We start from the raw sequence: 21,146 nt of genomic DNA, 5'->3' as shown, positions 1-21,146 counted from the left end.
GTCAGACCTTGGCCAATCGCGCGGACGCGTGTGCCCGCATAGGAGTGCCGAGAGCCGCGATGTCCCAGGCCCAGAGCATGTGGTTGCCGACGAGGCCGTACAGTCGCGTCGCCGCGCCGTACTCCTTCGCGCCCGCGCCGCGGACGATCGCGTCCGAGGCGATGTCGACGCGGGGTCCGTTGATCTCGCCGAGGTAGAGCTCGAGCATCCCGTCGGCGTGTGCGATCGACACCTCGATCGGGAATCCCCCGGATGCGGCCCGCAGTGCCTCGACGTCGTCGACCGTGCGCACCGCCTGCTCGGCGCGCGGGGGCAGCAGCCCGGGACCCGGATCGGCGTCGGTCGCCGGACGGCTCAGACGCCAGAAGCCCGTCTCGGCGACGAGTGGGATGGATACCGCAGAGTCCTCACCCGTGAAGGTCGCCGTCGCGGAGTAGTTCAGGAAAGGGCCGCCGTCGTGGCTGAAACTCACCCGATGGGTGAACTCGCCCTGCAGACGATCGTCGCCGACGGGGTAGTCGATGACCCCGGTCCCCTCCCAGACGCCGACCAGCCACGCCAGCGGCGCGAGGTCGGCGGGAAGATCGGTGGGCAGCTCGAGCACGGTGCGCTCAGCGCTGACCGCGGAAGAGGTTGCGCAGCACGACGACCGAGACGAACGCGATCGCGAGGCTCGCCAGGCCCAGCAGGCCGATGAAGAAGAGTTCGAGCGCCATGAGGTCCATGGGCACCACTTTACCCTCCGCGCGGAGGGACTGTCTCGTTCGCGGGTCAGGTGACGAGTGCGGCGAGCCCGAAGCCCACCGAGATGACGCCCATCAGCAGAAGGGCGCCGAGAGCGCTGCCCCCCACCCGGAAGATGAAGCCCTCCGTGCGGCCGTAGCGGAGCTGCACCGCGAAGGACAGCAGCACGACGCCGCCGAACGCCACGAGCAGCCACGGCACACGCCACTCCTCGGCGACGAAGATGCCCACTGCGATGGAGGCGAGGAAGGCGACCGCCCAGACGACGAGCACGCCGACGAACGCGTTACGCGGTGCGAGCGCTGGTTGCGACATGACTCCATTGTGACCCATCAGCGCCCGGTATCATTGCCGCACGGCGTTCCCCCCGCCGTGCGGAAGGAGTGCGTGTGGCTCAGGTCCTGGTGTTGACCCATGCTCCACTGACGGAGCAGGTGCTGCCCGCTCTCGAACTGCTCAGTCACCGCGTGCGCCAGATCCCGGCGGAACCGGCCCAGCTGGTGAGCGCCCCCGACTACGACATCGTGATCGTCGACGGCCGCACCGATCTCGTCGGGGCGAAGTCGCTGTGCCGGCTGCTGCGCGCGACCGGGCAGGATGCTCCGCTGCTGCTGGTCGTCACCGAAGGCGGCATGAGCGCCCTCTCGGGCGAATGGGGCATCGACGACGTGCTGCTCTCCACCGCCGGCCCGGCCGAGACGGATGCCAGGGTCCGCCTGGCCCTCGCCCGCCGCGACGAGGTCGCCGAGCCCTCCAGGGTCCAGGCCTCTGGCGTCACGATCGACGAGCAGTCCTACTCCGCGAAGCTGCGTGGTCGTCCGCTCGACCTCACGTACAAGGAGTTCCAGCTCCTGCACTTCCTCGCCACGCATCCGTCTCGCGTGTTCACCCGCGAGCAGCTGCTCAGCGAGGTGTGGGGATACGACTACTTCGGCGGCACGAGGACGGTGGACGTTCACGTGCGACGCCTGCGCGCGAAGCTCGGCGACCAGGAGCAGATCATCGGCACCGTGCGCAACGTCGGGTACCGATTCAACGTGTACGACGACGAGACGGTGCCCGCCGCTCTGTGACGGATCCGGCGCCCGTTCACGCGTGCGTCACCTCACGGTGCTTAGATGTACCCCATGATCGATCCCGCACTCGCCGACGCTGGTCTCGGTGACGCAGAAGACGACGACTTCGACGCCATCGAGTCGCCGGACGCACTCCTCCCCGACCACCGCTACCTCGACCGGGAGCTGAGCTGGCTGGCCTTCAACCAGCGTGTGCTCGAGCTCGCCGAGGATCCGTCGCTGCCCGAGCTCGAGCGTGCGAACTTCCTCGCCATCTTCGCCAGCAACCTCGACGAGTTCTTCATGGTGCGTGTCGCCGGACTGAAGCGGCGCATCGTGACGGGGCTCGCCGTGCCGACCAACATCGGCCGCTCCCCCGCCGACGCCCTCGCAGACATCGCCCGCGAGGCGCACGCGCTGCAGCTGCGCCACGCTGAGGCCTGGAAGTCACTCGTGCGCCCGGCCCTCGCGGAATCCGGGATCGAGATCACCGAGTGGTCCGAGCTCACCGACGACGAGCGTTCGAAGCTGTCCGACTACTTCGGCGCTCAGGTCTTCCCTGTGCTGATGCCGCTCGCGGTCGATCCCGCGCATCCGTTCCCCTACATCTCCGGGCTGTCGCTGAACCTCGCGATCCGCATCCGCAACGCGCGCACCGGGCGTCAGGAGTTCGCCCGCCTCAAGGTGCCGCCGATGCTCCCGCGCTTCGTCGAGGTTCCGGGCTCCGGCGAGATCAAGCGCTTCCTCACCCTCGAGGAGCTCATCGCGAACCACCTCGGCGACCTCTTCCCCGGCATGGAGGTGCTCGACCACCATGCCTTCCGCCTGACCCGCAACGAGGATGTGGAGATCGAGGAGGACGAGAGCGAGAACCTCATCCAGGCCCTCGAGGCCGAGCTGCTGCGGCGTCGCTTCGGCCCGCCGATCCGCCTCGAGATCACGGACGACATGGACGAGGTCACCATGGACCTCCTCGTGCGCGAGCTGGAGATCACCGACCAGGAGATCTACCGGCTCCCCGGGCCGCTCGACCTGCGGGGGCTGTTCGACCTGTCGCGGATCGACCGCCCCGACCTGCGGTACCCGCCGCACCTGCCGACCACGGCCGTCGCCTTCCAGCCCACCGGCAGCAACACGAGGGCCGACATCTTCAAGGCGATCCGCAAGTCGGACGTGCTCGTGCACCACCCGTACGAGTCCTTCACCACGAGCGTCGTCTCGTTCCTCGAGCAGGCCGCCCGTGACCCGCACGTGCTCGCCATCAAGCAGACGCTCTACCGCACGTCGGGTGACAGTCCGATCGTGGAGGCGCTGATCAACGCCGCTGAGGCGGGCAAGCAGGTCCTCGCACTGGTGGAGGTCAAGGCGCGGTTCGACGAGGCCAACAACATCGTCTGGGCGCGCAAGCTCGAGAAGGCCGGCGTGCACGTCGTCTACGGCCTGGTCGGTCTGAAGACCCACTGCAAGCTCGCCCTGGTGATCCGCGAGGAGGACGGCGTCCTGCGCCACTACTCGCACATCGGCACCGGCAACTACAACCCGAAGACCAGCCGCATCTACGAGGACTTCGGGCTCTTCACCACCGACGCGCAGGTCGGCAAGGACCTCACGCGTCTGTTCAACGAGCTCAGCGGATACGCGATCGAGAAGAAGTTCAAGCGACTCCTCGTCGCTCCGCTGCACCTGCGCAAGGGACTCATCCGCCAGATCGACCATGAGCGCCGCAACGCGGAGGAGGGCAAGCCCGCCAGCATCCGCATCAAGGTGAACTCGATGGTCGACGAGGAGGTCATCGACGCGCTGTACCGTGCCAGCGCCGCCGGAGTGAAGGTCGACGTGTGGGTGCGCGGCATCTGCAGCCTGCGCACAGACCTGGACGGCATCAGCGACAACATCACGGTGCGCAGCATCCTCGGCCGCTACCTCGAGCACTCGCGCATCTTCGCGTTCCACAACGACGGCGACCCGCAGGTGTACATCGGCAGCGCCGACATGATGCACCGCAACCTCGACCGCCGCGTCGAGGCGCTGGTGCGGGTCACCGACCCCGTGCACCTCAAGGACCTGCTCGACTTCTTCGACCTCGCGATGGATCCGGGCACGACGTCGTGGCATCTCGGGGCAGAGGGCGTCTGGACACGGCATGCCGAGGATGCCGACGGCAAGCCCCTGATCGACCTGCAGGACAAGACCATGGGGTTGATCCAGCGGCGCCGTCGCGCACGGGCGGTCCGATGAGCCGGCCGTCGACCGCCGAGACGGAGCGGTCGAAATGGACGGACAAGGCCGTGTACGCGGCCGGAGCCGTCGTCTGGCGGCTCGTCGACGACAAGCTGAAGATCCTGCTCATCCACCGCACCAAGTACCGCGACATCACGCTGCCCAAGGGCAAGGTCGACCCCGGTGAGATGCTCGCAGAGACCGCCGTGCGCGAGGTGCACGAGGAGACCGGCATCCGCGTCTTCCTCGGCGTGCCGGTCGGGGTGAGCCGCTACCACCTGCCGTCCAGCAAGCAGAAGGTCGTGCACTACTGGGCCGCCGAGGCCACTCCCGAGGCCATCCGCGCCTCGACGTTCGTGCCGAATCGCGAGATCGCCGCCCTCGAATGGGTGAGCCTGAAGAAGGCCCGCGCGCGACTCAGCTACCCGGTGGACCTGGAGATCCTGGACTTCTTCGAGAAGCTGGTCGAGGACGGCGCGCTGCGCACGTTCCCGATCATCGCGCTGCGCCATGCGAAGGCGCTCGCACGGTCGGACTGGGACGGCGCGGATGCCGCGCGCCCGCTGACCTCCCGCGGACGCGAGCAGGCGAAGTCGATCGTCGGTCCCCTGCGCGCCTTCGGCGTGCGCAAGATCGTCACCAGCGACGCTGTGCGCTGCGTGCAGACGGTCGCCCCGCTCGCGAAGGCACTGGACCGCAAACCCGTCAAGACCGAGAAGATCAGTCAGGATGCCTGGGAGGACGGCCAGGACGACCTGCGCTCCGTGATCGGACGACGGGTCCGCGCCGGCAAGCCCGCAGTGCTGTGCAGCCATGGTCCGGTGCTCCCCGGCATCCTGACCGAGATCGCGCTCGCCACCGGCACGATCCGGGGGTCGTACGTGAACAGTGCGGCCGATCTGGAGCCGGCCGCCTTCTCGGTCGTGCACGTCTCGGCGTCCCACCCCGGGTCGGGGATCATCGCGATCGAGACGCACATCCCCAAGGTCTGATCGGTCCGCTCGCGGCTGCCGCGCACCCGTGTGCCCTCTGGCATCCGCCCCAGAGAGTCGACCGCCGTTCACCTTCCGTTCACCTGCGCGGGAGAGTCTCGTTAACCGCCGCACTTAGCGTCACTGTGTGCCCTGCACCGGGCCTCACCCATCAAAGATCGAAGGATCCACAGTGAAGATCTCCCGAATCGCACGAATCGGCGCCATCGGCGCCGTCGCCGCTCTCGCTCTCGCCGGCTGTGCCGCGAACGAAGGCGGCACCGGCGGCTCCACCGACGCGCCGAGCGAGTCCACGCTCTCCGGCACCATCGAGGCCACCGGCGCCTCCTCGCAGGAGGCCGCTCAGCAGTCCTGGGTCGCCGCCTTCCAGACCGCGAACCCCGACACCACCGTCAACTACACCGCGACGGGCTCCGGCACCGGCCGCGAGAACTTCATCGCGGGTTCCTCCAACTTCATCGGCTCGGACCGCGCGTTCAACGCCGACGAGATCACCGCCGGCGGCTTCGGCTCCTGCGCCTCGGACGAGATCGTCGAGATCCCCGTCTACATCTCCCCCGTCGCCGTCGCGTTCAACCTCGAGGGTGTCGACAAGCTCAACCTCGACGGCGAGACCATCGCCAAGATCTTCTCCGGCGCGATCACCAAGTGGAACGATGACGCGATCGCGTCGCAGAACGAGGACGTCGACCTTCCCGACCAGGCGATCGTCCCCGTGCACCGCTCGGACCCCTCCGGCACGCAGGAGACCTTCACCAAGTACCTCAGCGCCGTCGCCCCCGACGTGTGGACCCACGAGGCCAGCGACGAGTGGCCGCTGCAGACCGGTGAGGCCGGCGACGGCACCTCGGGCGTCGTCGACGCGATCACCAACGGCTCGGGATACATCGGCTTCGCCGACGCATCGCGCACGGCCGACCTCGGACAGGTCGCGGTCGAGGTCGAGGGCGAGTACGTCGCGTACTCCGCCGAGGCCGCCGCTGCACTCGTCGAGGCATCGCCGCTCGAGGAGGGTCGCTCCGACCACGACCTCGCCTACGCGGTCGACCCGGCAGCCGCACCCGCCGGCTCCTACCCGATCGCGCTCGTCTCGTACCTCATCGGCTGCGTCGAGTACGACGACGCCGAGACCGCCGGCCTCGTGAAGGCGTACTTCGAGTACGTCGCCTCGGAAGAGGGCCAGGATGCTGCTGCTGAGGCCGCGGGCAGCGCCCCGATCTCGGACAGCCTGCGCGACCAGATCAACACCGCGATCGACGCGATCGTCACGGAGTGACCGCGAGCTCAGCCACCAGCTGAGCTCCGGTCCCGACGCCCCCGTGGTGTCGGTCGTAGGACTCGACCGACACTGCGGGGGCACCCGCATGAAAACCCCGAAAGTCCCTCAGAGCCTGGAGTCGCTCCGATGACCACAACCACAACGGGTCCCGATACCACCCGTTCCACCGGGTCTCGCACCCCGCGCCGTCGGGGCGACCTCGTCTTCTCCGGCACCGCGCTGGCAGCGGGCATCATCATCCTCGTCACCCTCGCCGCCGTCGCCGTCTTCCTCATCGTCCAGGCCATCCCGGCGCTCTCCGCCGACACGAGCGGCAACCACATCCTCGAAGGACAGTCGTTCCTGTCATGGGTCTGGCCCTTCGTCTTCGGCACGCTGTGGTCGAGCTTCATCGCGCTGGTCATCGCGGCCCCGATCGCCATCGGCATCGCGCTCTTCATCTCGCACTACGCCCCGCGTCGCCTCGCCGGCTTCCTCGGCTACATCATCGATCTGCTGGCCGCCGTCCCCTCGGTCGTCTTCGGCCTGTGGGGCGCGCTCACTTTCGCCCCTATGCTCGTGCCCTTCTACAAATGGCTCAACGAGAACCTGGGATTCATCCCGCTCTTCAGCGGCACCCCCTCCGGGACCGGAAAGACGATCCTCACCGCCTCCCTCGTCCTGGCCGTGATGATCCTTCCGATCATGACGGCCATCTGCCGCGAGGTCTTCCTGCAGACGCCGAAGCTGCACGAGGAGGCGGCGCTTGCGCTCGGTGCGACCCGCTGGGAGATGGTCAGGATGGCCGTGCTCCCCTTCGCCCGCAGCGGCATGGTCTCCGGTGCGATGCTCGGCCTCGGACGCGCTCTCGGCGAGACGATGGCCGTGACGCTCGTCCTCTCGCCGCTCGGCATCGTCACGTTCAACCTGATCAACCCCGAGAACCCCACGACGATCCCCGCGATCATCGCGCTGCGGTTCCCCGAGGCCCACGACGAGGGCGTCAACACGCTCATCGCCGCCGGTCTGATCCTGTTCATCGTTACCTTCGCGGTCAACTTCGTGGCCCGCTGGATCGTCTCGCGCCGTGCCGAGTTCTCGGGAGCCAACTGACATGACCGCCACACTCACTCCCTCGCCCGTCGCGACGCCGACGCACATCACCTCGGCCGGCCACCTGCCCAAGTGGGCGCCGTGGGCGCTCCTGCTGGGTGCCTTCGCGGTGTCGGCCACGATCTTCGCGTTCGTCAACGCGGGCAACGACCCCGCCGACTTCAACATCGCGCTCGCGCTCGTCGTCGGCCTCGTGCTGTACATGGTGCTGATCTTCGTCATCTCGTCGGTGGTCGAGAGCCGCCGCCACGCGATCGACCGGCTCATGACCGCCCTCGTGTCCGGCGCCTTCGTCGTCGCGCTCCTCCCCCTCATCTCCCTCCTGTACACCGTGGTCATCAACGGCCTCATGCGGTTCGACGGAGAGTTCTTCAGCTTCTCGATGCGCAACATCGTGGGCGAGGGCGGCGGCGCGATCCACGCCATCTACGGCACACTCCTGATCACGCTCGGCGCGACGATTATCTCGGTGCCGATCGGTCTGATGACCTCCATCTACCTCGTCGAGTACGGCGAAGGCCGCAGGCTCGCCCGCGGCATCACCTTCCTCGTCGACGTCATGACCGGCATCCCATCGATCGTCGCCGGTCTGTTCATCTACTCGGTCTTCTCGATCATCGTCGGGCCGGGTACACGAATGGGTGTCATGGGCTCGCTCGCCCTCTCGGTGCTGATGATCCCGGTCGTCGTGCGCGGCTCGGAGGAGCTCCTGCGCATCGTGCCGAACGAGCTCCGCGAGGCCGCCTACGCACTCGGCGTGCCGAAGTGGCTGACGATCATCAAGGTCGTGCTGCCCACCGCGATCGCCGGCATCCTGACCAGCATCATGCTGGCGATCTCCCGAGTGATCGGAGAGACCGCGCCGCTGCTGCTGACCGTCGGCATCGTGCAGGGGATGAACCTGAACATGTTCAGCGGACAGATGGCGACATTGCCGGTGTTCTCGTACATGCAGGCCAAGTACCCCGGCATCCCCGTCGACGCCTACCTCGAGCGGGCCTGGGCCGCAGCCCTCACCCTCATCGTCATCGTGATGGCGCTGAACCTGCTCGCCAGGATCATCGCCAAGGTGTTCGCCCCCAAGATCAACGGCCGCTGAGCCTTACTCCCGACTGAAACAAAGGATCCCTCTCGTGTCCAAGAGCATCGAAGTCAACGACCTCAACGTCTACTACAGCGACTTCCTCGCCGTCGAAGGCGTCAGCATCGACATCAAGCCCAACACCGTCACGGCCTTCATCGGCCCGTCCGGATGCGGCAAGTCCACGTTCCTGCGCACCCTGAACCGCATGCACGAGGTCATCCCCGGCGCGCGCGTCGAGGGCGAGGTGCTGATCGATGGCAAGAACCTCTACGGCGCCGGCGTCGACCCGGTGCTCGTGCGCCGACAGGTGGGCATGGTGTTCCAGCGCCCCAACCCGTTCCCGACGATGTCGATCAAGGAGAACGTGCTCGCAGGAGTCAAGCTCAACAACACGCGCATGGCGAAGAGCGACCAGGACGCCCTGGTCGAGAAGTCGCTGCGCGGCGCGAACCTGTGGAACGAGGTCAAGGACCGCCTCGACCGTCCGGGTTCCGGCCTCTCGGGTGGACAGCAGCAGCGCCTGTGCATCGCCAGGGCGATCGCCGTCTCCCCCGACGTGATCCTGATGGACGAGCCGTGCTCGGCGCTCGACCCGATCTCGACCTTCGCGATCGAGGAGCTCATCGCCGAGATCAAGACCCAGTACACGGTCGTCATCGTGACGCACAACATGCAGCAGGCGAGCCGCGTCTCCGACAAGACCGCCTTCTTCAACATCGCGGGCACCGGCAAGCCGGGCAAGCTCATCGAGTACGACGACACCCGCACGATGTTCACCACGCCGTCGGTGCAGGCGACCGAGGACTACGTCTCCGGCCGCTTCGGCTGAGCATCCGCCCCCCTTCCCCCCTCCCTTCCCTCTCCCCCTCTCCCCCTCCCCCTTCCCTCTCCCCCTCTCCCCCTCTCCCCTCTTGGAAAACCCAGACCATCGGTGCCCCACGCCGCGTGTCGTCTTCTCGACACGCGACGCGGCATCCGATCGTCTGGGTTTTCACGTTCATGACTGCGACTACACGGCGGGGCTGCTCGTGAAGTTCAACACAGGTCGTGGTCAGACCGGCCTGTGGCCGCATCGGCCAGGAGCTGCACAGACGATCATCGGTGGATGTCCTTCAGACGAGCGGATGTGGCGCTGCGCAGTGTGGGCCGCATGGCCCGCACCAGAGAACTGATGCGGCTGGGCGTGACAGACTCCGAGCTCGCACGAGCGGTGCGTGCAGGCGCGATCATCCGGCCACGCCAAGGCGTGTATGCCCTTCCTGACGCGTCACCGGATCTGGTCCACGCGGCTGAGCACGGCGGCACGATCGGATGCTGCGCCGCCGGCGTCCTATACGGCTTGTGGATCCTCCGCGCGCCGAAAACCGCTCATGTCTGGATGGGCGCAGCGGGGACTCATCGCGGATCGTGCACGAGTTGCCGTATCCATTGGGACGCCGGAACGGTCAGCGTCGGCGTGCTGCCGCCGATCGCGAACGTCCTCCTGCAGATCGCGCAGTGCGCAGATGAGGACACCTTCTTCGCCGCTCTCGAGTCGGCCCTGCGGAAGTCCCTGCTCCGGGCCCGTGACATCCTCTGGCTCACGCGGCATCTCCCCGTACAGCTGAGGTGGCTCGTCGCCTTCGCCAGGGCCGACGCCGACAGCGGGTTGGAGTCCCTCATCCGTCTCCGCCTGCACAGGCTCGGCATCGACGTGCGGACGCAGGTCCACATCGCCGGGGTGGGAGAGGTCGACTTCGTCATCGGCGCGCGCCTCATCGTGGAGGCCGACGGACGCGCGAACCATGACGGAGACGACATGCGAGCGAAGGACCTGCAGCGCGATGCGGTTGCAGCAGCTCAGGGCTACCAGACGCTGCGATTCACGTACGCGATGATCGTGCGCGACTGGGAGATGGTGGTCGAAGCGATCGTGGGTGCGCTCGCGCACGACCTACGCGACTGAGTGGGAGTTCGGAGACCCTCGACACCCGCCACGGCGTGCCAGAGCACGACGCGCCGGTGCGGGGCACCGTCGTCTCTGTTTTCCGGGGAACGCAGCGACGCGATCAGTCGCGCGGCGAGAGGAGGTACTCGTTCAGCTCGGCGGTGAGGGCGCGATCGACGGGCAGGTCCGCACCGTCGACGGCGGTGATCGCGGCGGCGAGACGCACGCTCGAGACCAGCCACGCGGCATCCGCTCGAGGCAGATCGGATGCCGGGATCCGCCCGTACTCCACCGCGAAGCCCCGCCCGGCGAGGTGTTCGTAGACGCTGAGCTGGGTCGTCCCGTGCAGGATGCCGCCATTCGGCTCCGGCGTCACGAAGCGGTCGCCGACCCGCAGAATCAGGGAGGCGGTCGGCGCCTCCAGCACGAAGCCGTCGCGGGAAAGGAAGATCGCGTCGTCCGCCCCGCGTCGGTGCGCCTCGCGCAGGGCGGCCATGTTCACCGCATACGACAGCGTCTTCGCGCCCAGCAGCAGCCACGGCGCCCGCTCGGCGATGTCGAGGTCGTATCCGCGGTCGAGAGTCACCACGCGGATCCCCTGCTCACGGACGGTGGAGAAATCGGATGCCGGAGCCGCCGTCACCCACGCGGTCGGCGTCGGACCGTGCTCGACCCCACGACTGAGGATGAGCTTGATGACGTACTCGCCCTCCTCGCAGTGCGCGGCCGCGCGCTCGACGGCCTGCCGCCACTGGGTCTGATGCGGGATCGGCAGGTCGCACAGCTGCGCCGAGTGCGCGAGCCGCTCGAGGTGAGGCACGACCTCCTGTGCGTGGCCGTCTACCACCCCGATCGACTCGAAGACTCCGTCTCCGCGCTGCGTGCTCAGCTCGCCGACGCTCAGCGCGGGGGCCGCAGCATCCACCAGCGTGAAGGTGTCGGCGAAGTCGGAGCGACTATCGTCTGCAGCCGCGGGATCGATCATCAGTGCGAAGCGCCGGGTCATGCTCCGAGCCTAGGGGGCCGGGAATAGGTACGCGGTGATCTTGTTACACTGGAATGGCCGGGCCGCATAACCCCGGGCTCCAAATATTGCCGCTGCGAGCGGCCTTCCGCCGAGAGGCGTTCTTGCGGCCCGGTCTTTTCATGTCCGGGGCGAATCGCCGACCAGCACCGGTCCGCCGGGCCCCGTCAGGACAGCGCGTCCATACGCCAGAGCACGGCCGAGGCCGACAGGTCCTGGGCGTAGCTGCTCAACCGGAGCGCCCGGGTCGTGAGCTCCGTGGCGCGAGAGGGCTCGGTCGGCTCATAGTCGTCCGCCGTGTGGGTGGCTCCGGAGGCCTGGACCCGGCAGAACGCCGCAGCCCGGTCGAGGGCCACAGCGAAATCGCCCCGGAACGCTCCGCGTAGGATCGCGTCGATGAGTGCCACGAGCTCGTCGGGGTTCGCGGGCACGGGCGCACCGGCGATCGCGGCATCCACCGAAGGCAGCTCCACCCTCCCGCGCTCGTAGAGCAGGGCGGCGGTGTGCGGGTCGCCGTGGATCGCGAGCTGCAGGAGATACAGCCGCCACAGCGCGCCCGGCAGCGTACGCGACGGCGACTTCGACCACAGCTCCGCGATCTCGTCGATGCCGTGCTCGTCGGTGAACGCGACGAGACGATCGGCGCTCACGCCGCTCTGGTCCGCGCGCACCCTGGTCAGCAGAGCGGATGCGGTCGCATGCGCGATCCGCGACTCCTCCGCCGGGTCATGACTGCCGACGATGTTGTCGAAGGCACTCGTGGGACGACGCACGGGACGGGAGAACTGCTCAGGCATCAGTCCAGGGTACGCGCGATCCGAGGCGTCAGGCCGTCGGGATCGCGACGACCGGGTCGGTCGTCGGCAGTCCGGAGGGCGATCCGCCGTCCTGCTCGATCGTCACGGCGATGACGTCACCGACCTGCATGTCGCCCGCGAGGACGGCTGTCGCCTCTCCGTCATCCGCCGCGAAGACACCAGCGGAGACCGGGGTCTCGCCGCGCACGTACCAGAGCTCGTAGGTCTCGCCTTCGGAGAGCTCGGGGATGCCGTCGGTGACCAGCACCGACTTGCCGAGCGACGCCGACCAGTGCGCAGTCGCAGTGCCGCCGCCCTCGACCGGGACGCTGGCCTGCTGTGCGTCGCCGGCAGCCTGGATGTCCTCGAGCGCCACCACACTGGCTGGACGGTTCACGTACGAGTTGATCGCGACGGCGCCGGCACCCACGCCGACGAGCAGCGCGAGGCATGCGGCGAGCGCGAACAGGATCCGCAGTCGATGGGCCGGAGCCTTCGGGGCTGCGGCCGCCGCTTCCGTCGAGGGCGTCACCGCGCCGGTGTCGGCATCCGACGCGGAAGGGGTCTCGGTCTCGGGAACGACATCCGGCACCGTGTCGGTCACGGTCGCATCGCCAGCCTGAGGCGTCACGGCGATGCGAGCGAGCAGCGCGGCGCGGATGTCGGGCGACGGAGCGGCGGGCGGTGTGCCCTCGGCGAGGAACGCGACGCTGTCGGCATCCTCGTCAGCGATGCCCTGCCACTCAGGATGCGCTGCGAGAGCAGCGTGGTAGCGCTGCTGGTCGTCGGGCGACAGCGCATCGAGTGCCGCGCCTGCTGCCAGTTCTGCGAATTCCTGCTCGTTCATGCCGTCACCCCCATGGCGGTCCTGAGGCGCGAGAGTCCGTCTCGCATCCGTGTCTTGATGGTCCCCAGCGGTGCTCCGACGAGCGCCGCGACTTCGTTCTGACTGTATCCGCCGTAGTAGGCCAGGACGAGAGCTTCGCGCTGTGCCTCGGGAAGGCCTGAGAGCGCGTGAACGACCTTCTCGCCCTCGATGCCCAGTTCCACCGTCTCCGCGACACTGTCGTGTGCGACTCCGATATCTCTGAATCCGGCCCGTACATCCCGGTCCGCACTGGACTGGGATGCCCGTACCCGGTCGACCGCACGACGGTGCGCGATCGTCATCACCCAGGTTCTTCCCTGCCCCTTGTTCGGAGCGAACCGCGTAGCGGATTGCCAGATCTCCAGGAAGACCTCCTGGAGCACTTCCTCGCTCTGAGAGCGGTTCACGAGGACCCGGAGGATGAGGCCGAAGACGCGGGCGGAGAGCGAGTCGTACAGCTCCGCGAATGCGCGCTGGTCACCGTCGCCGATGCGAACGAGCAGGTCAGCGACAGCATCACGTGCCGTACCGTCTTCCGGTACGTCCATTCCATCGATGACCATCTCCACCAGCATGCCGCATCCACCACGCTTTCCCCTGCATCCGCCGCCCGAAAGAGACGGAAACGAGTCCTCTTAAGTGCTCGTCGTCGAAAGCTGTTCGCTGTGACCCCCTGAAACGGATTGGAATCCGCGTCCGCGAAAAAAGTTCGCGATTCTTCCCATCCGATCCCCGGGGGGCTCCGAACGACTGTCAACGCCACGGAGAGGCCGTGGCTGAGTTCTGAAGGAGCTTGAGATGTTCAGCACCAAGAAGAAGGTCACCGCAGCGATCACCCTCGGGCTGGCGAGCGCATTCCTGCTCTCCGCATGTTCCATGGGTGGAACCACCGACGAGCCGGCAGAGTCGACGGCCCCCGAGTCGTCCGAAGAGACGACGGCTCCCGAGACGATGGACCCGGCAGCGAACCTCGTCGGCCCCGGCTGCGCGGCATACGCCGAGGCCGTGCCGGACGGCGCAGGATCCGTCGAGGGCATGGCTCTCGACCCGGTCGCGACCGCCGCGTCCAACAACCCCCTGCTCAAGACCCTGACCGCGGCAGTCAGCGGTCAGCTGAACCCGGATGTCGACCTCGTCGACACGCTCAACGGCGACGAGTTCACGGTCTTCGCGCCGGTCGACGACGCCTTCGCGAAGATCGACGCCGCCACCATCGAGGCACTCAAGACCGACAGCGCCACGCTGAGCTCGATCCTGACGTATCACGTGGTTCCCGGCCAGGTCATGCCCGAGGACATCGTGGGAACCCACGCCACCGTCCAGGGTGCTGACCTCGAGGTCACCGGCAGCGGCGATGAGCTGATGGTCAACGACGCCAACATCATCTGCGGCGGAGTCCAGACCGCGAACGCGACCGTGTACCTCATCGACTCGGTGCTGATGCCCCCGGCCGAGTAAGGCACGGGAACGCCGAGGCGGACACTCGGTAAGCCATCTCGCCGCTCGGGGGAGGGCGGCGAGATGGAGAAGGAGCCGTTGACGACACGTCGTCAACGGCTCCTTCTTTGCGCAAGCTAGGATGAAACGGTCGGCCTTCGGGCCGACACACGGGCCTTTAGCTCAATTGGCAGAGCAGCGGACTTCAACGAAATAGGAGCGCCCCGGGGGAAACTCCGGGGATGACACCACTCAAAGTCGGGGAACCCTTCCTGGAGACAGATGGCAATCCCGAGCCAAGCCGGACGCATGTCCGGAAGGTGTAGAGACTGGACGGGTGGCACCTACGGCGAGAGCCATGGTGAAGGGACAGTCCAGACCACGAACATCCGTGAGGATGGCGGCGAAAGTCGAAGTGGCAGGTTAATCCGCGGGTTGTGGGTTCGATCCCCACAGGGCCCACCATGTGAGACCACTCACCGCGCATCACAGACCGATGTCGGTGTCGGTACTTCGCGGTACCCTCGCTCCGTTCTGGGAGGCGAGATGAGCGATGCGGCATCGGCCGGCGTGGCACCTGTGTCGGTCAAGCGATGCGGGACGTGCGGTACGTCGAAGCCGGGTACGGATTTCAACCGCAAGTCCTCGCGAGCGGACGGCCTGCAAGAGGTGTGCCGCGACTGCAATCGTGAGTCCTCCCGCCGGTACTACGCCCACAGGCGCGAGCACCACATCGCAGTGATCCGCGCCAGGACGGATGCGCAGCGCGCGAAGAGCCTGTCCTTCATCGCCCAGTACCTGCTCGCCCACCCCTGCGCGGACTGTGGCGTCGGAGATCTCCGTGTCCTCGACTTCGACCACCGGCCCGGTGCACCCAAACGCGACGCGGTGATGCAGCTGGTGCGGAACGGATTCAGCATTCGCACGATCGAGGAGGAGATCCGCCAGTGCGACGTGCGCTGCCGCAACTGTCACGCGATCGTCACCTACGAGCGCATGGACGGCGACTGGCGTACCGGTGCGATGGCCGGCCGTCTCGCCCCGCGCTGACCGCAGGCCCACCGTTATCACCGCCGACCGGATCCGGCCACCCCCTTAACGGCATCCGTCCGGTGCGAGAGAGTCGTGGCGTCCCCATCCGGGACATCCATCCCCACGAAAGGACGCATCATGGCGACTCTCACCGACAGCCGAGTGGCATTCCTCGCGACAGACGGATTCGAGGACAGCGAGCTGACCAGTCCGTGGGAGGCGGTGCAGGGCGAAGGCGCGAGCGCGACGCTCATCGCACCCGACGGACAGCAGATCACCGGCAAGAACGGTCACGTTCAGCATGTCGACCTCACCTCGGAGCAGGCGACGGCCGATGAGTTCGACGCTCTCGTGCTTCCGGGCGGCGTCGTGAACGCCGATCACCTCCGGCTCGACAAGCCGTCGATCGACCTCGCCCGCTCGTTCTTCGAGCAGCACAAGCCCGTCGCCGTCATCTGCCACGGCGCCTGGATCCTGATTGAGGCCGGTGTGGTCGACGGACGCACGCTCACGAGCTACCCGAGCCTCGCGACCGATCTCCGCAACGCAGGAGCCACCTGGGTCGACGAAGAGGTGGTGGTCGACGCCGGACTCGTGTCGAGCCGTACCCCCGATGACCTCCCGGCTTTCAACGCGAAGCTGATCGAAGAGGTCGCCGAGGGGAAGCACGCCGAACAGACCGCGTGATCCGAGCCTCCGGCGGTCCGGTGTCAGGCGCCCGCGCGCGCCCTGTGACGCCGGACCGCCGCTCTGTTCGCACAGCGCACCGAGCAGAAGCGCTGGCGGCCGTTACGGGTCACATCGACGACCACGTTCGTGCACGGCGACGCCTCGCAGCGACTCAGCCGATCCATCCCGCGCGTCACCAGGTGCAGTGACGTGCCGACGGCGAAGATCGCGCGCAGCACGTAGGGCAGCGACTGCACATCGTCGCGATAGTGCAGGTGCCACCCCTCCCCATCGTGGTTCGTCAGTCGCGGGTATGCCGCGGCGTGGACCATCTGCGCGTTGAGGATCCCCGCGCGCTCTGCCGGATCCTCTGCGTCGACGATCCGCAGCCAGTCGTCGACGACCTCTCGCACGCGCTCGTGATCGTCCGGCGCGGGCGGGAACGTCATCGTCATCCCCATCTGCAGCGTGCGCTCCTCGATTCCGGCCCGGTCGGCGGGGAAGTCGTCGGCCAGTGACGCGGCCAGCAGAACGGCGTACTCACCGTAAGGGTTGAGATGCATAAGGCCATTACATCACGCTGGATGCATGACCTCGTTGCACACTCTTCCCATCCCCCGTCAGACCGTTCGACCGCACGAGCACGCGTGGATCGTGGACTCGCGGCATCCGACCAGCGAGGGCGTCGTCATGTACGTCCGGTGCACCGGATGCTCCGCGCACCGGGTCGACCTCCAGACGCACTCGCAGACGCCGCCGACCGCGCTCAGCCGCGAGACGACCGGGGATCCCGACGCCGTCAGGCCGTGAGCTCGATGAGCCGGCGCACTGTGCGGAGGTTACGGGCCGTGCCGGCGACACCCAGCACCCGATCGAGCACGGCCTTGGTGAGCCTCGTGCTGTGCACCCCGCCCTCCCCGTAGTCGATCCACAGGTCATTGCCGACGAGTGCGATCCGCTCTCCGGGGACAAGACGCTCGTGCAGCGCCTCCACGGCACCGGACGACGCGGGGCCCTCGAGGAACATGGCGTGCAGCATCTTCTCTGAGGCGTCCGCGAAGGGCTGCCGCTGCACCGACGCGGCGAGCGCGTCATGGGTGCGGAGGACCACCGGGGTGTCCACGCCGAACTCTGCGGCGATCAGGGCACGCACACGCGCGCAGGCCGCCACTGGATCGGACGGATGCTCGCAGACGATGTTGCCGCTCGCGATGTAGGTCGACACCTCGCCGAGGTCAGGGGCGAGAAGCGCCCGCAGCTCCGCCATGGGCACGCGATTGCGGCCGGAGACGTTGACGGCCCGCAGGAGCAGGACGCTGCGCGTCACGCAGTCCCGCTCTCCGCCGACTCGGGGTTCGCCTGGGTGAGCTCGGCACCGGCGTGGGCGAGCTCGGCGAGTGCCGCCGCGCTCGGCTCCGCTGCCACCCCCGCGATCAGGTCGGTGAGGACACGCACCTGCACACCGTGCGCGATCGCATCGAGGGCCGATGCGCGAACGCAGTGGTCGGTGGCGATGCCGACCACATCAGCCTGCAGGACACCCGCGGCGGTCAGGATCGCGCCGACCGTCTCACCGGCATCCGTCGCTCCCTCGAACATCGAGTACGCGGGCCGTCCCTGCCCTTTGTGGACATGGTGCGTGACCGCGTCCGTCACGAGCAGCGGGTCGTAGTCCGCTCCCGGCGTGCCGGCGACGCAGTGCACCGGCCAGGTGTCGACGTAGTCCGGCGTCTCGGCGAAATGACCGCCGTTGTCGCCCTCCGCGTCATGCCAGTCGCGGGAGGCGACGATCACGCGATAGTCACCCGCGTGCGCCGAGAGGAAGGCGGAGATGGCGGAGGCCACGGCATCCCCGCCGGCGACGGCCAGCGCACCGCCCTCGGTGAAGTCGTTCTGCACGTCGACGATGAGAAGCGCTCTGCTCATGCTCCGAGCGTACGCCGCAGAACGCGAGCTCCCCAAGACGGGAACCAAAAGGCCCCGGGATGCTTTCGCATCACGGGGCCTGCTGGAGCCGCTTGTCAGAATCGAACTGACGACCTTTTCATTACGAGTGAAATGCTCTGCCGACTGAGCTAAAGCGGCGCGATGAACGATATTACCCGTTCCGGAGCCGCACCGCGAATCGAGCCCGTCTCACTCGCAGCGGACGTCGGTCTCGGGCACGACATCGTCGAGCAGGAAGGCCTCGACGGCGTCGTCGACGCACACGTTGCCCTTGTTGTATCCGGTGTGGCCCTCGCCCACGCGCGTGATGAGGACGCCCTCCTCGAGCTGCTTCGCGAGCGATTCGGACCACTGGTACGGCGTCGCGGGATCGTTCGTCGTGCCCACGACGAGGATCGGGCCCGCGCCCTCTGCGGTGATCTCGCCCCGCGTTCCGGTGGGCGGATACGGCCACACCGAGCAGGAGTCCGGACCGTTCCAGTACGGCGCGATCGTGGGGGCGCCCTCGGCGATCTCCGCCTCGGTCGCCGCCTCCGCCGCAGGGTCGTCTTCCACCGGGTAGTCCATGCAGTTGTACGCGCGGAAGGCCTCGCTCGAGTTGTCGAGGTAGGAGCCGTTCTCGCGGCCGTTATAGAAGTCGGCGAGGACGAACGCGGTCGTCGGGTCACCCTGCAGCGCCTCGTCGAACGCCTGCGTGAGGTACGACCAGCTGTCCGCGGAGTAGAGGGCGGCGATGATGCCGGTCATGAGCGCATCGGCTCCGAGCATCCGCCCGTCGCCGTTCTGCAGCGGCGACGCGTCGACGCTCGCGAGAAGCGCGCCGAGATCGGCCATGGCCTCATCGACCGATCCGTTGAAGGGGCACTCCCCCGAGTCGAGGCAGTCCTGCATGTACGCACGCAACGCCGACTCGAAGCCGAGCGCCTGCGTCGCGCCGACCTCGAGGCCGGAGACCGCAGGATCGATCGCGCCGTCCAGCACCAGACGTCCTGCCTTCTCGGGGTACAGGCTCGCGTAGGTGGCGCCGAGGAACGTGCCGTACGAGTAGCCGAGGTAGTTCAGCTCCGTGTCGCCGAGGACCGCGCGGATCAGATCCATGTCGCGTGCCGCGTTGATCGTCGTGATGTACGGCAGGATGCCGTCGCTGTTGGCCTCGCACGCATCGGCGAACTCCTGGTGAGCCTCGAGGAGCTCGGCCTCCCACTCGGCGCTGCCCCGCTTCGCCTCCGGGATCGTGTAGAGGTAGTCGTCCATGTCGGCCGCGTCGAAACAGGTCACCGCGGTCGACTCTCCGACGCCCCTCGGGTCGAACCCGATGACGTCGTAGTTCTCGATCAGGTCGGCGCCGACCGCGAAGTCGAGGCTGTCGCGGATCAGCTCGACGCCGCTGGCGCCCGGCCCTCCGGGGTTGGTGAGCAGCGAGCCCTGCGCAGTGCCGGTCGCCTGATGGCGAACGACCGAGAGGGTGATGTCTCCCTCGCCGGGGTTCTCCCAGTCGAGCGGCGCAGTCACGTCCGTGCAGTCGAAGCCGGTGCCGCACTCCGTCCAGGTGAGGGTCTGCCCGTAGAAGGGCATCAGGTCTTCCGCGACGCCCTCGGTGTCGGGGGCGTTCGTGACCGAGGGCTTGGGGTCAGCCTGCTCGGGGATCATCGCGTAGAGGCACCCGGAGAGCGCGACGGATGCGGCGGCCAGCCCTGCGATCACCGCGACGGCGCGGCGCAGACGGGAAGTCGGTCGGTTGTTCACGGTGTCCTCCCGCTCGTGACAGTCACGAGCAAGCTCTCGAGGGCGAGCAGCGGTGCGACGTTTCGCTCCAGCGACTGGCGCGTATCGGCAAGGTGGTCGAGTACGACAAGCGTACGGGTCTCGGGCCAGGCGGCAGCGAGCGCTTCCAGGTCTTCGCGCAGTTCGCGATTGATGAGGGCGTCGCCGCGGCCGAACTGCAGCATGACGACGTCACGGAACAGGGACTGCAGATCGGTGAGCACGCGGTCGATGCCGTCGCGCAGGCTGCGGGTCGCGCGCTTCTTCTGGTCGTCTTCGAGGGCGGAGATCTGCGAGCGCAGAGCCGGTGGAACGGCCTGCCCCTCGGCGATCCCCACCGTCCGCAGCAGGCTGGCGCGCTCGGCGGCGTCTCGCTCGGCTGTCAGCGCCTTGGCGTCGTCGGTCGCGGCCTGGATGATGCGTCCAGCGACCTCGACCGCGTCGTTGACGCCGCGCACCGCGAGAACCGAGCGGAGCGTCTCGTCTCGCCGCCGCCGTGCGGCGTCGTCGGTGGCGAGGCGCTGGGCCATTCCGATGTGCCGCTGGGCGTGACGAGCCGCCTGCTCGGCGACGACCTCGTCGACTCCGGTGCGCAGGGTGATCAGACGGGCGACGTCGGCGACATCGGGCTCCCGCAGCCGCAGCGACCGGACCCGGGAGCGGATGGTCGGCAGCAGGTCGGCCTCGCTGGGGGCGCACAGGATCCAGACCGTCTGCTCCGGCGGCTCCTCGAGCGCCTTGAGCAGCACGTTCGAGGTGCGCTCGACCATGCGATCGGCATCCTCGACCACGATCACGCGGTAGCGTCCGGCCGACGGCGCGAAGTATGAGCGCTCGACCAGCGCGCGCGCCTCGGCGATGGTGATGATGACCTTGTCGGTGCGCAGCGCCGTCACATCGGGATGCGTGCCGGCGAGGACCTGGCGCATCGCCGCCTCGTCGTCGGGGTGGTCGGCGATCAGCGCGGCTGCGAACGCGTACGCCAGAGTGGATCGCCCGGATCCAGGGGGCCCGGTGATGAGCCACGCGTGCGACAGTGCGGAAGGATCGGATGCGGCGCTCCGCAGAGTCTCGACGGCAGCGTCCTGCCCCCACACGTCGGCCCACGGGAACGGAGCGGCGACAGTCTGGGGCATGTCCTCAGCCTAATCGGGAGCACCGACGTGCACGGCACGCGGGCGATCTCCGCCGCTGTGGCGATGCCGGCGCTCGGCC

The 21,146-nt window shown here is 67.9% G+C and carries 23 protein-coding genes and 1 tRNA gene; 12 read left to right on the top strand and 12 right to left on the bottom strand.

Annotated elements, in window-relative coordinates:
- Nucleotide 1 precedes the first annotated feature (1 nt).
- Together BLW44_RS05800 and BLW44_RS05795 are read right to left on the bottom strand one after the other, a co-directional pair.
- The gene (locus BLW44_RS05800; protein ID WP_060926589.1) at nt 2–604 is read right to left on the bottom strand and encodes a nitrobindin family protein; all 603 of its coding nucleotides are present in this window, start codon (nt 602–604) and stop codon (nt 2–4) included.
- Nucleotides 605–771: 167 nt separating this feature from the next.
- Entirely contained in the window at nt 772–1,059 is a 288-nt protein-coding gene (locus BLW44_RS05795) for a hypothetical protein (RefSeq protein WP_060926588.1), read from the bottom strand.
- Between the two features lie 74 nt (nt 1,060–1,133).
- On the opposite strand from BLW44_RS05795, the gene BLW44_RS05790 reads away from it, so the two are divergent.
- The 8 genes from BLW44_RS05790 (at nt 1,134) to BLW44_RS05755 (ending at nt 10,411) form a co-directional block, all read left to right on the top strand.
- A complete protein-coding gene (locus BLW44_RS05790; protein ID WP_060926587.1) occupies nt 1,134–1,817 on the top strand; it encodes a winged helix-turn-helix transcriptional regulator in 684 nt (227 codons plus the stop codon).
- 54 nt (nt 1,818–1,871) lie between these two features.
- Entirely contained in the window at nt 1,872–4,037 is a 2,166-nt protein-coding gene (locus tag BLW44_RS05785) for an RNA degradosome polyphosphate kinase (protein WP_060926647.1), read from the top strand.
- Nucleotides 4,034–5,011 (top strand): NUDIX hydrolase, encoded by a 978-nt coding sequence (locus BLW44_RS05780; protein WP_060926586.1) that lies wholly within the window; start codon nt 4,034–4,036, stop codon nt 5,009–5,011. Before BLW44_RS05785 ends, BLW44_RS05780 begins: the two co-directional genes overlap by 4 nt.
- Before the next feature lie 172 nt (nt 5,012–5,183).
- Entirely contained in the window at nt 5,184–6,287 is a 1,104-nt protein-coding gene (pstS, locus tag BLW44_RS05775) for a phosphate ABC transporter substrate-binding protein PstS (protein WP_060926585.1), read from the top strand.
- A gap of 129 nt (nt 6,288–6,416) precedes the next feature.
- On the top strand, nt 6,417–7,382 hold the full coding sequence (pstC, locus tag BLW44_RS05770) for a phosphate ABC transporter permease subunit PstC (protein WP_060926584.1): 966 nt from the start codon (nt 6,417–6,419) through the stop codon (nt 7,380–7,382).
- 1 nt (nt 7,383) lies between these two features.
- Complete coding sequence (pstA, locus tag BLW44_RS05765; RefSeq protein ID WP_060926583.1) at nt 7,384–8,481, top strand: phosphate ABC transporter permease PstA; 1,098 nt, start codon at nt 7,384–7,386, stop codon at nt 8,479–8,481.
- A 34-nt stretch (nt 8,482–8,515) separates the two neighbouring features.
- Nucleotides 8,516–9,295: a phosphate ABC transporter ATP-binding protein PstB gene (gene pstB, locus BLW44_RS05760; RefSeq protein WP_056312627.1), complete on the top strand. Its 780-nt coding sequence runs from the start codon at nt 8,516–8,518 to the stop codon at nt 9,293–9,295.
- A gap of 276 nt (nt 9,296–9,571) precedes the next feature.
- Nucleotides 9,572–10,411 carry a DUF559 domain-containing protein gene (locus tag BLW44_RS05755; RefSeq protein WP_167347457.1) on the top strand — a complete coding sequence of 280 codons (840 nt, stop codon included), beginning with the start codon at nt 9,572–9,574 and terminating at the stop codon, nt 10,409–10,411.
- Nucleotides 10,412–10,514: 103 nt separating this feature from the next.
- Here the strand turns inward: BLW44_RS05755 and BLW44_RS05750 are convergent, their stop codons facing one another.
- From BLW44_RS05750 to sigK, 4 genes are all read right to left on the bottom strand, one after another.
- Complete coding sequence (locus BLW44_RS05750; protein WP_074731635.1) at nt 10,515–11,399, bottom strand: aminodeoxychorismate lyase; 885 nt, start codon at nt 11,397–11,399, stop codon at nt 10,515–10,517.
- Nucleotides 11,400–11,584: 185 nt separating this feature from the next.
- Nucleotides 11,585–12,214, bottom strand: a complete 630-nt coding sequence (locus tag BLW44_RS05745) for a hypothetical protein (RefSeq protein ID WP_060928606.1) — start codon at nt 12,212–12,214, stop codon at nt 11,585–11,587.
- A gap of 28 nt (nt 12,215–12,242) precedes the next feature.
- Nucleotides 12,243–13,061, bottom strand: a complete 819-nt coding sequence (locus BLW44_RS05740; RefSeq protein WP_060928607.1) for an anti-sigma factor — start codon at nt 13,059–13,061, stop codon at nt 12,243–12,245.
- Nucleotides 13,058–13,657, bottom strand: a complete 600-nt coding sequence (gene sigK, locus BLW44_RS05735) for an ECF RNA polymerase sigma factor SigK (protein WP_174521387.1) — start codon at nt 13,655–13,657, stop codon at nt 13,058–13,060. Before sigK ends, BLW44_RS05740 begins: the two co-directional genes overlap by 4 nt.
- A 223-nt stretch (nt 13,658–13,880) precedes the next feature.
- Between sigK and BLW44_RS05730 the strand changes: the two genes are divergently transcribed.
- From BLW44_RS05730 to BLW44_RS05720, 3 genes are all read left to right on the top strand, one after another.
- Nucleotides 13,881–14,540 (top strand): fasciclin domain-containing protein, encoded by a 660-nt coding sequence (locus BLW44_RS05730; protein ID WP_060928608.1) that lies wholly within the window; start codon nt 13,881–13,883, stop codon nt 14,538–14,540.
- Between the two features lie 525 nt (nt 14,541–15,065).
- Nucleotides 15,066–15,569, top strand: coding sequence for a hypothetical protein (locus BLW44_RS05725; RefSeq protein WP_060928609.1), 504 nt, complete (start codon nt 15,066–15,068; stop codon nt 15,567–15,569).
- Between the two features lie 120 nt (nt 15,570–15,689).
- On the top strand, nt 15,690–16,238 hold the full coding sequence (locus tag BLW44_RS05720) for a type 1 glutamine amidotransferase domain-containing protein (RefSeq protein WP_060928610.1): 549 nt from the start codon (nt 15,690–15,692) through the stop codon (nt 16,236–16,238).
- A gap of 23 nt (nt 16,239–16,261) precedes the next feature.
- Here BLW44_RS05720 and BLW44_RS05715 read toward each other — a convergent pair whose 3' ends face one another.
- Entirely contained in the window at nt 16,262–16,783 is a 522-nt protein-coding gene (locus BLW44_RS05715) for a CGNR zinc finger domain-containing protein (RefSeq protein ID WP_060928611.1), read from the bottom strand.
- A gap of 25 nt (nt 16,784–16,808) precedes the next feature.
- On the opposite strand from BLW44_RS05715, the gene BLW44_RS05710 reads away from it, so the two are divergent.
- Nucleotides 16,809–17,030, top strand: coding sequence for a hypothetical protein (locus BLW44_RS05710; RefSeq protein ID WP_060928612.1), 222 nt, complete (start codon nt 16,809–16,811; stop codon nt 17,028–17,030).
- Here the strand turns inward: BLW44_RS05710 and BLW44_RS05705 are convergent.
- From BLW44_RS05705 to BLW44_RS05685, 5 genes are all read right to left on the bottom strand, one after another.
- Nucleotides 17,020–17,547 (bottom strand): DUF1697 domain-containing protein, encoded by a 528-nt coding sequence (locus BLW44_RS05705; RefSeq protein ID WP_060928613.1) that lies wholly within the window; start codon nt 17,545–17,547, stop codon nt 17,020–17,022. The two genes, BLW44_RS05710 and BLW44_RS05705, sit on opposite strands and share 11 nt — an antisense overlap.
- Nucleotides 17,544–18,146: an isochorismatase family protein gene (locus tag BLW44_RS05700; RefSeq protein WP_060928614.1), complete on the bottom strand. Its 603-nt coding sequence runs from the start codon at nt 18,144–18,146 to the stop codon at nt 17,544–17,546. The genes BLW44_RS05705 and BLW44_RS05700 overlap by 4 nt, the downstream gene beginning before the upstream one ends.
- A gap of 83 nt (nt 18,147–18,229) precedes the next feature.
- Nucleotides 18,230–18,305: transfer RNA gene (locus BLW44_RS05695), tRNA-Thr, on the bottom strand.
- A gap of 51 nt (nt 18,306–18,356) precedes the next feature.
- A complete protein-coding gene (locus BLW44_RS05690; protein ID WP_060928615.1) occupies nt 18,357–19,913 on the bottom strand; it encodes an alpha/beta hydrolase in 1,557 nt (518 codons plus the stop codon).
- Complete coding sequence (locus BLW44_RS05685; protein ID WP_060928616.1) at nt 19,910–21,067, bottom strand: DNA polymerase III subunit delta'; 1,158 nt, start codon at nt 21,065–21,067, stop codon at nt 19,910–19,912. The genes BLW44_RS05690 and BLW44_RS05685 overlap by 4 nt, the downstream gene beginning before the upstream one ends.
- Between the last annotated feature and the right edge of the window lie 79 nt (nt 21,068–21,146).

The organism is Microbacterium hydrocarbonoxydans, from assembly GCF_900105205.1.
Taxonomy (GTDB): Bacteria; Actinomycetota; Actinomycetes; order Actinomycetales; family Microbacteriaceae; genus Microbacterium; species Microbacterium hydrocarbonoxydans.
This window is presented reverse-complemented; position numbering and strand designations above follow the sequence as displayed.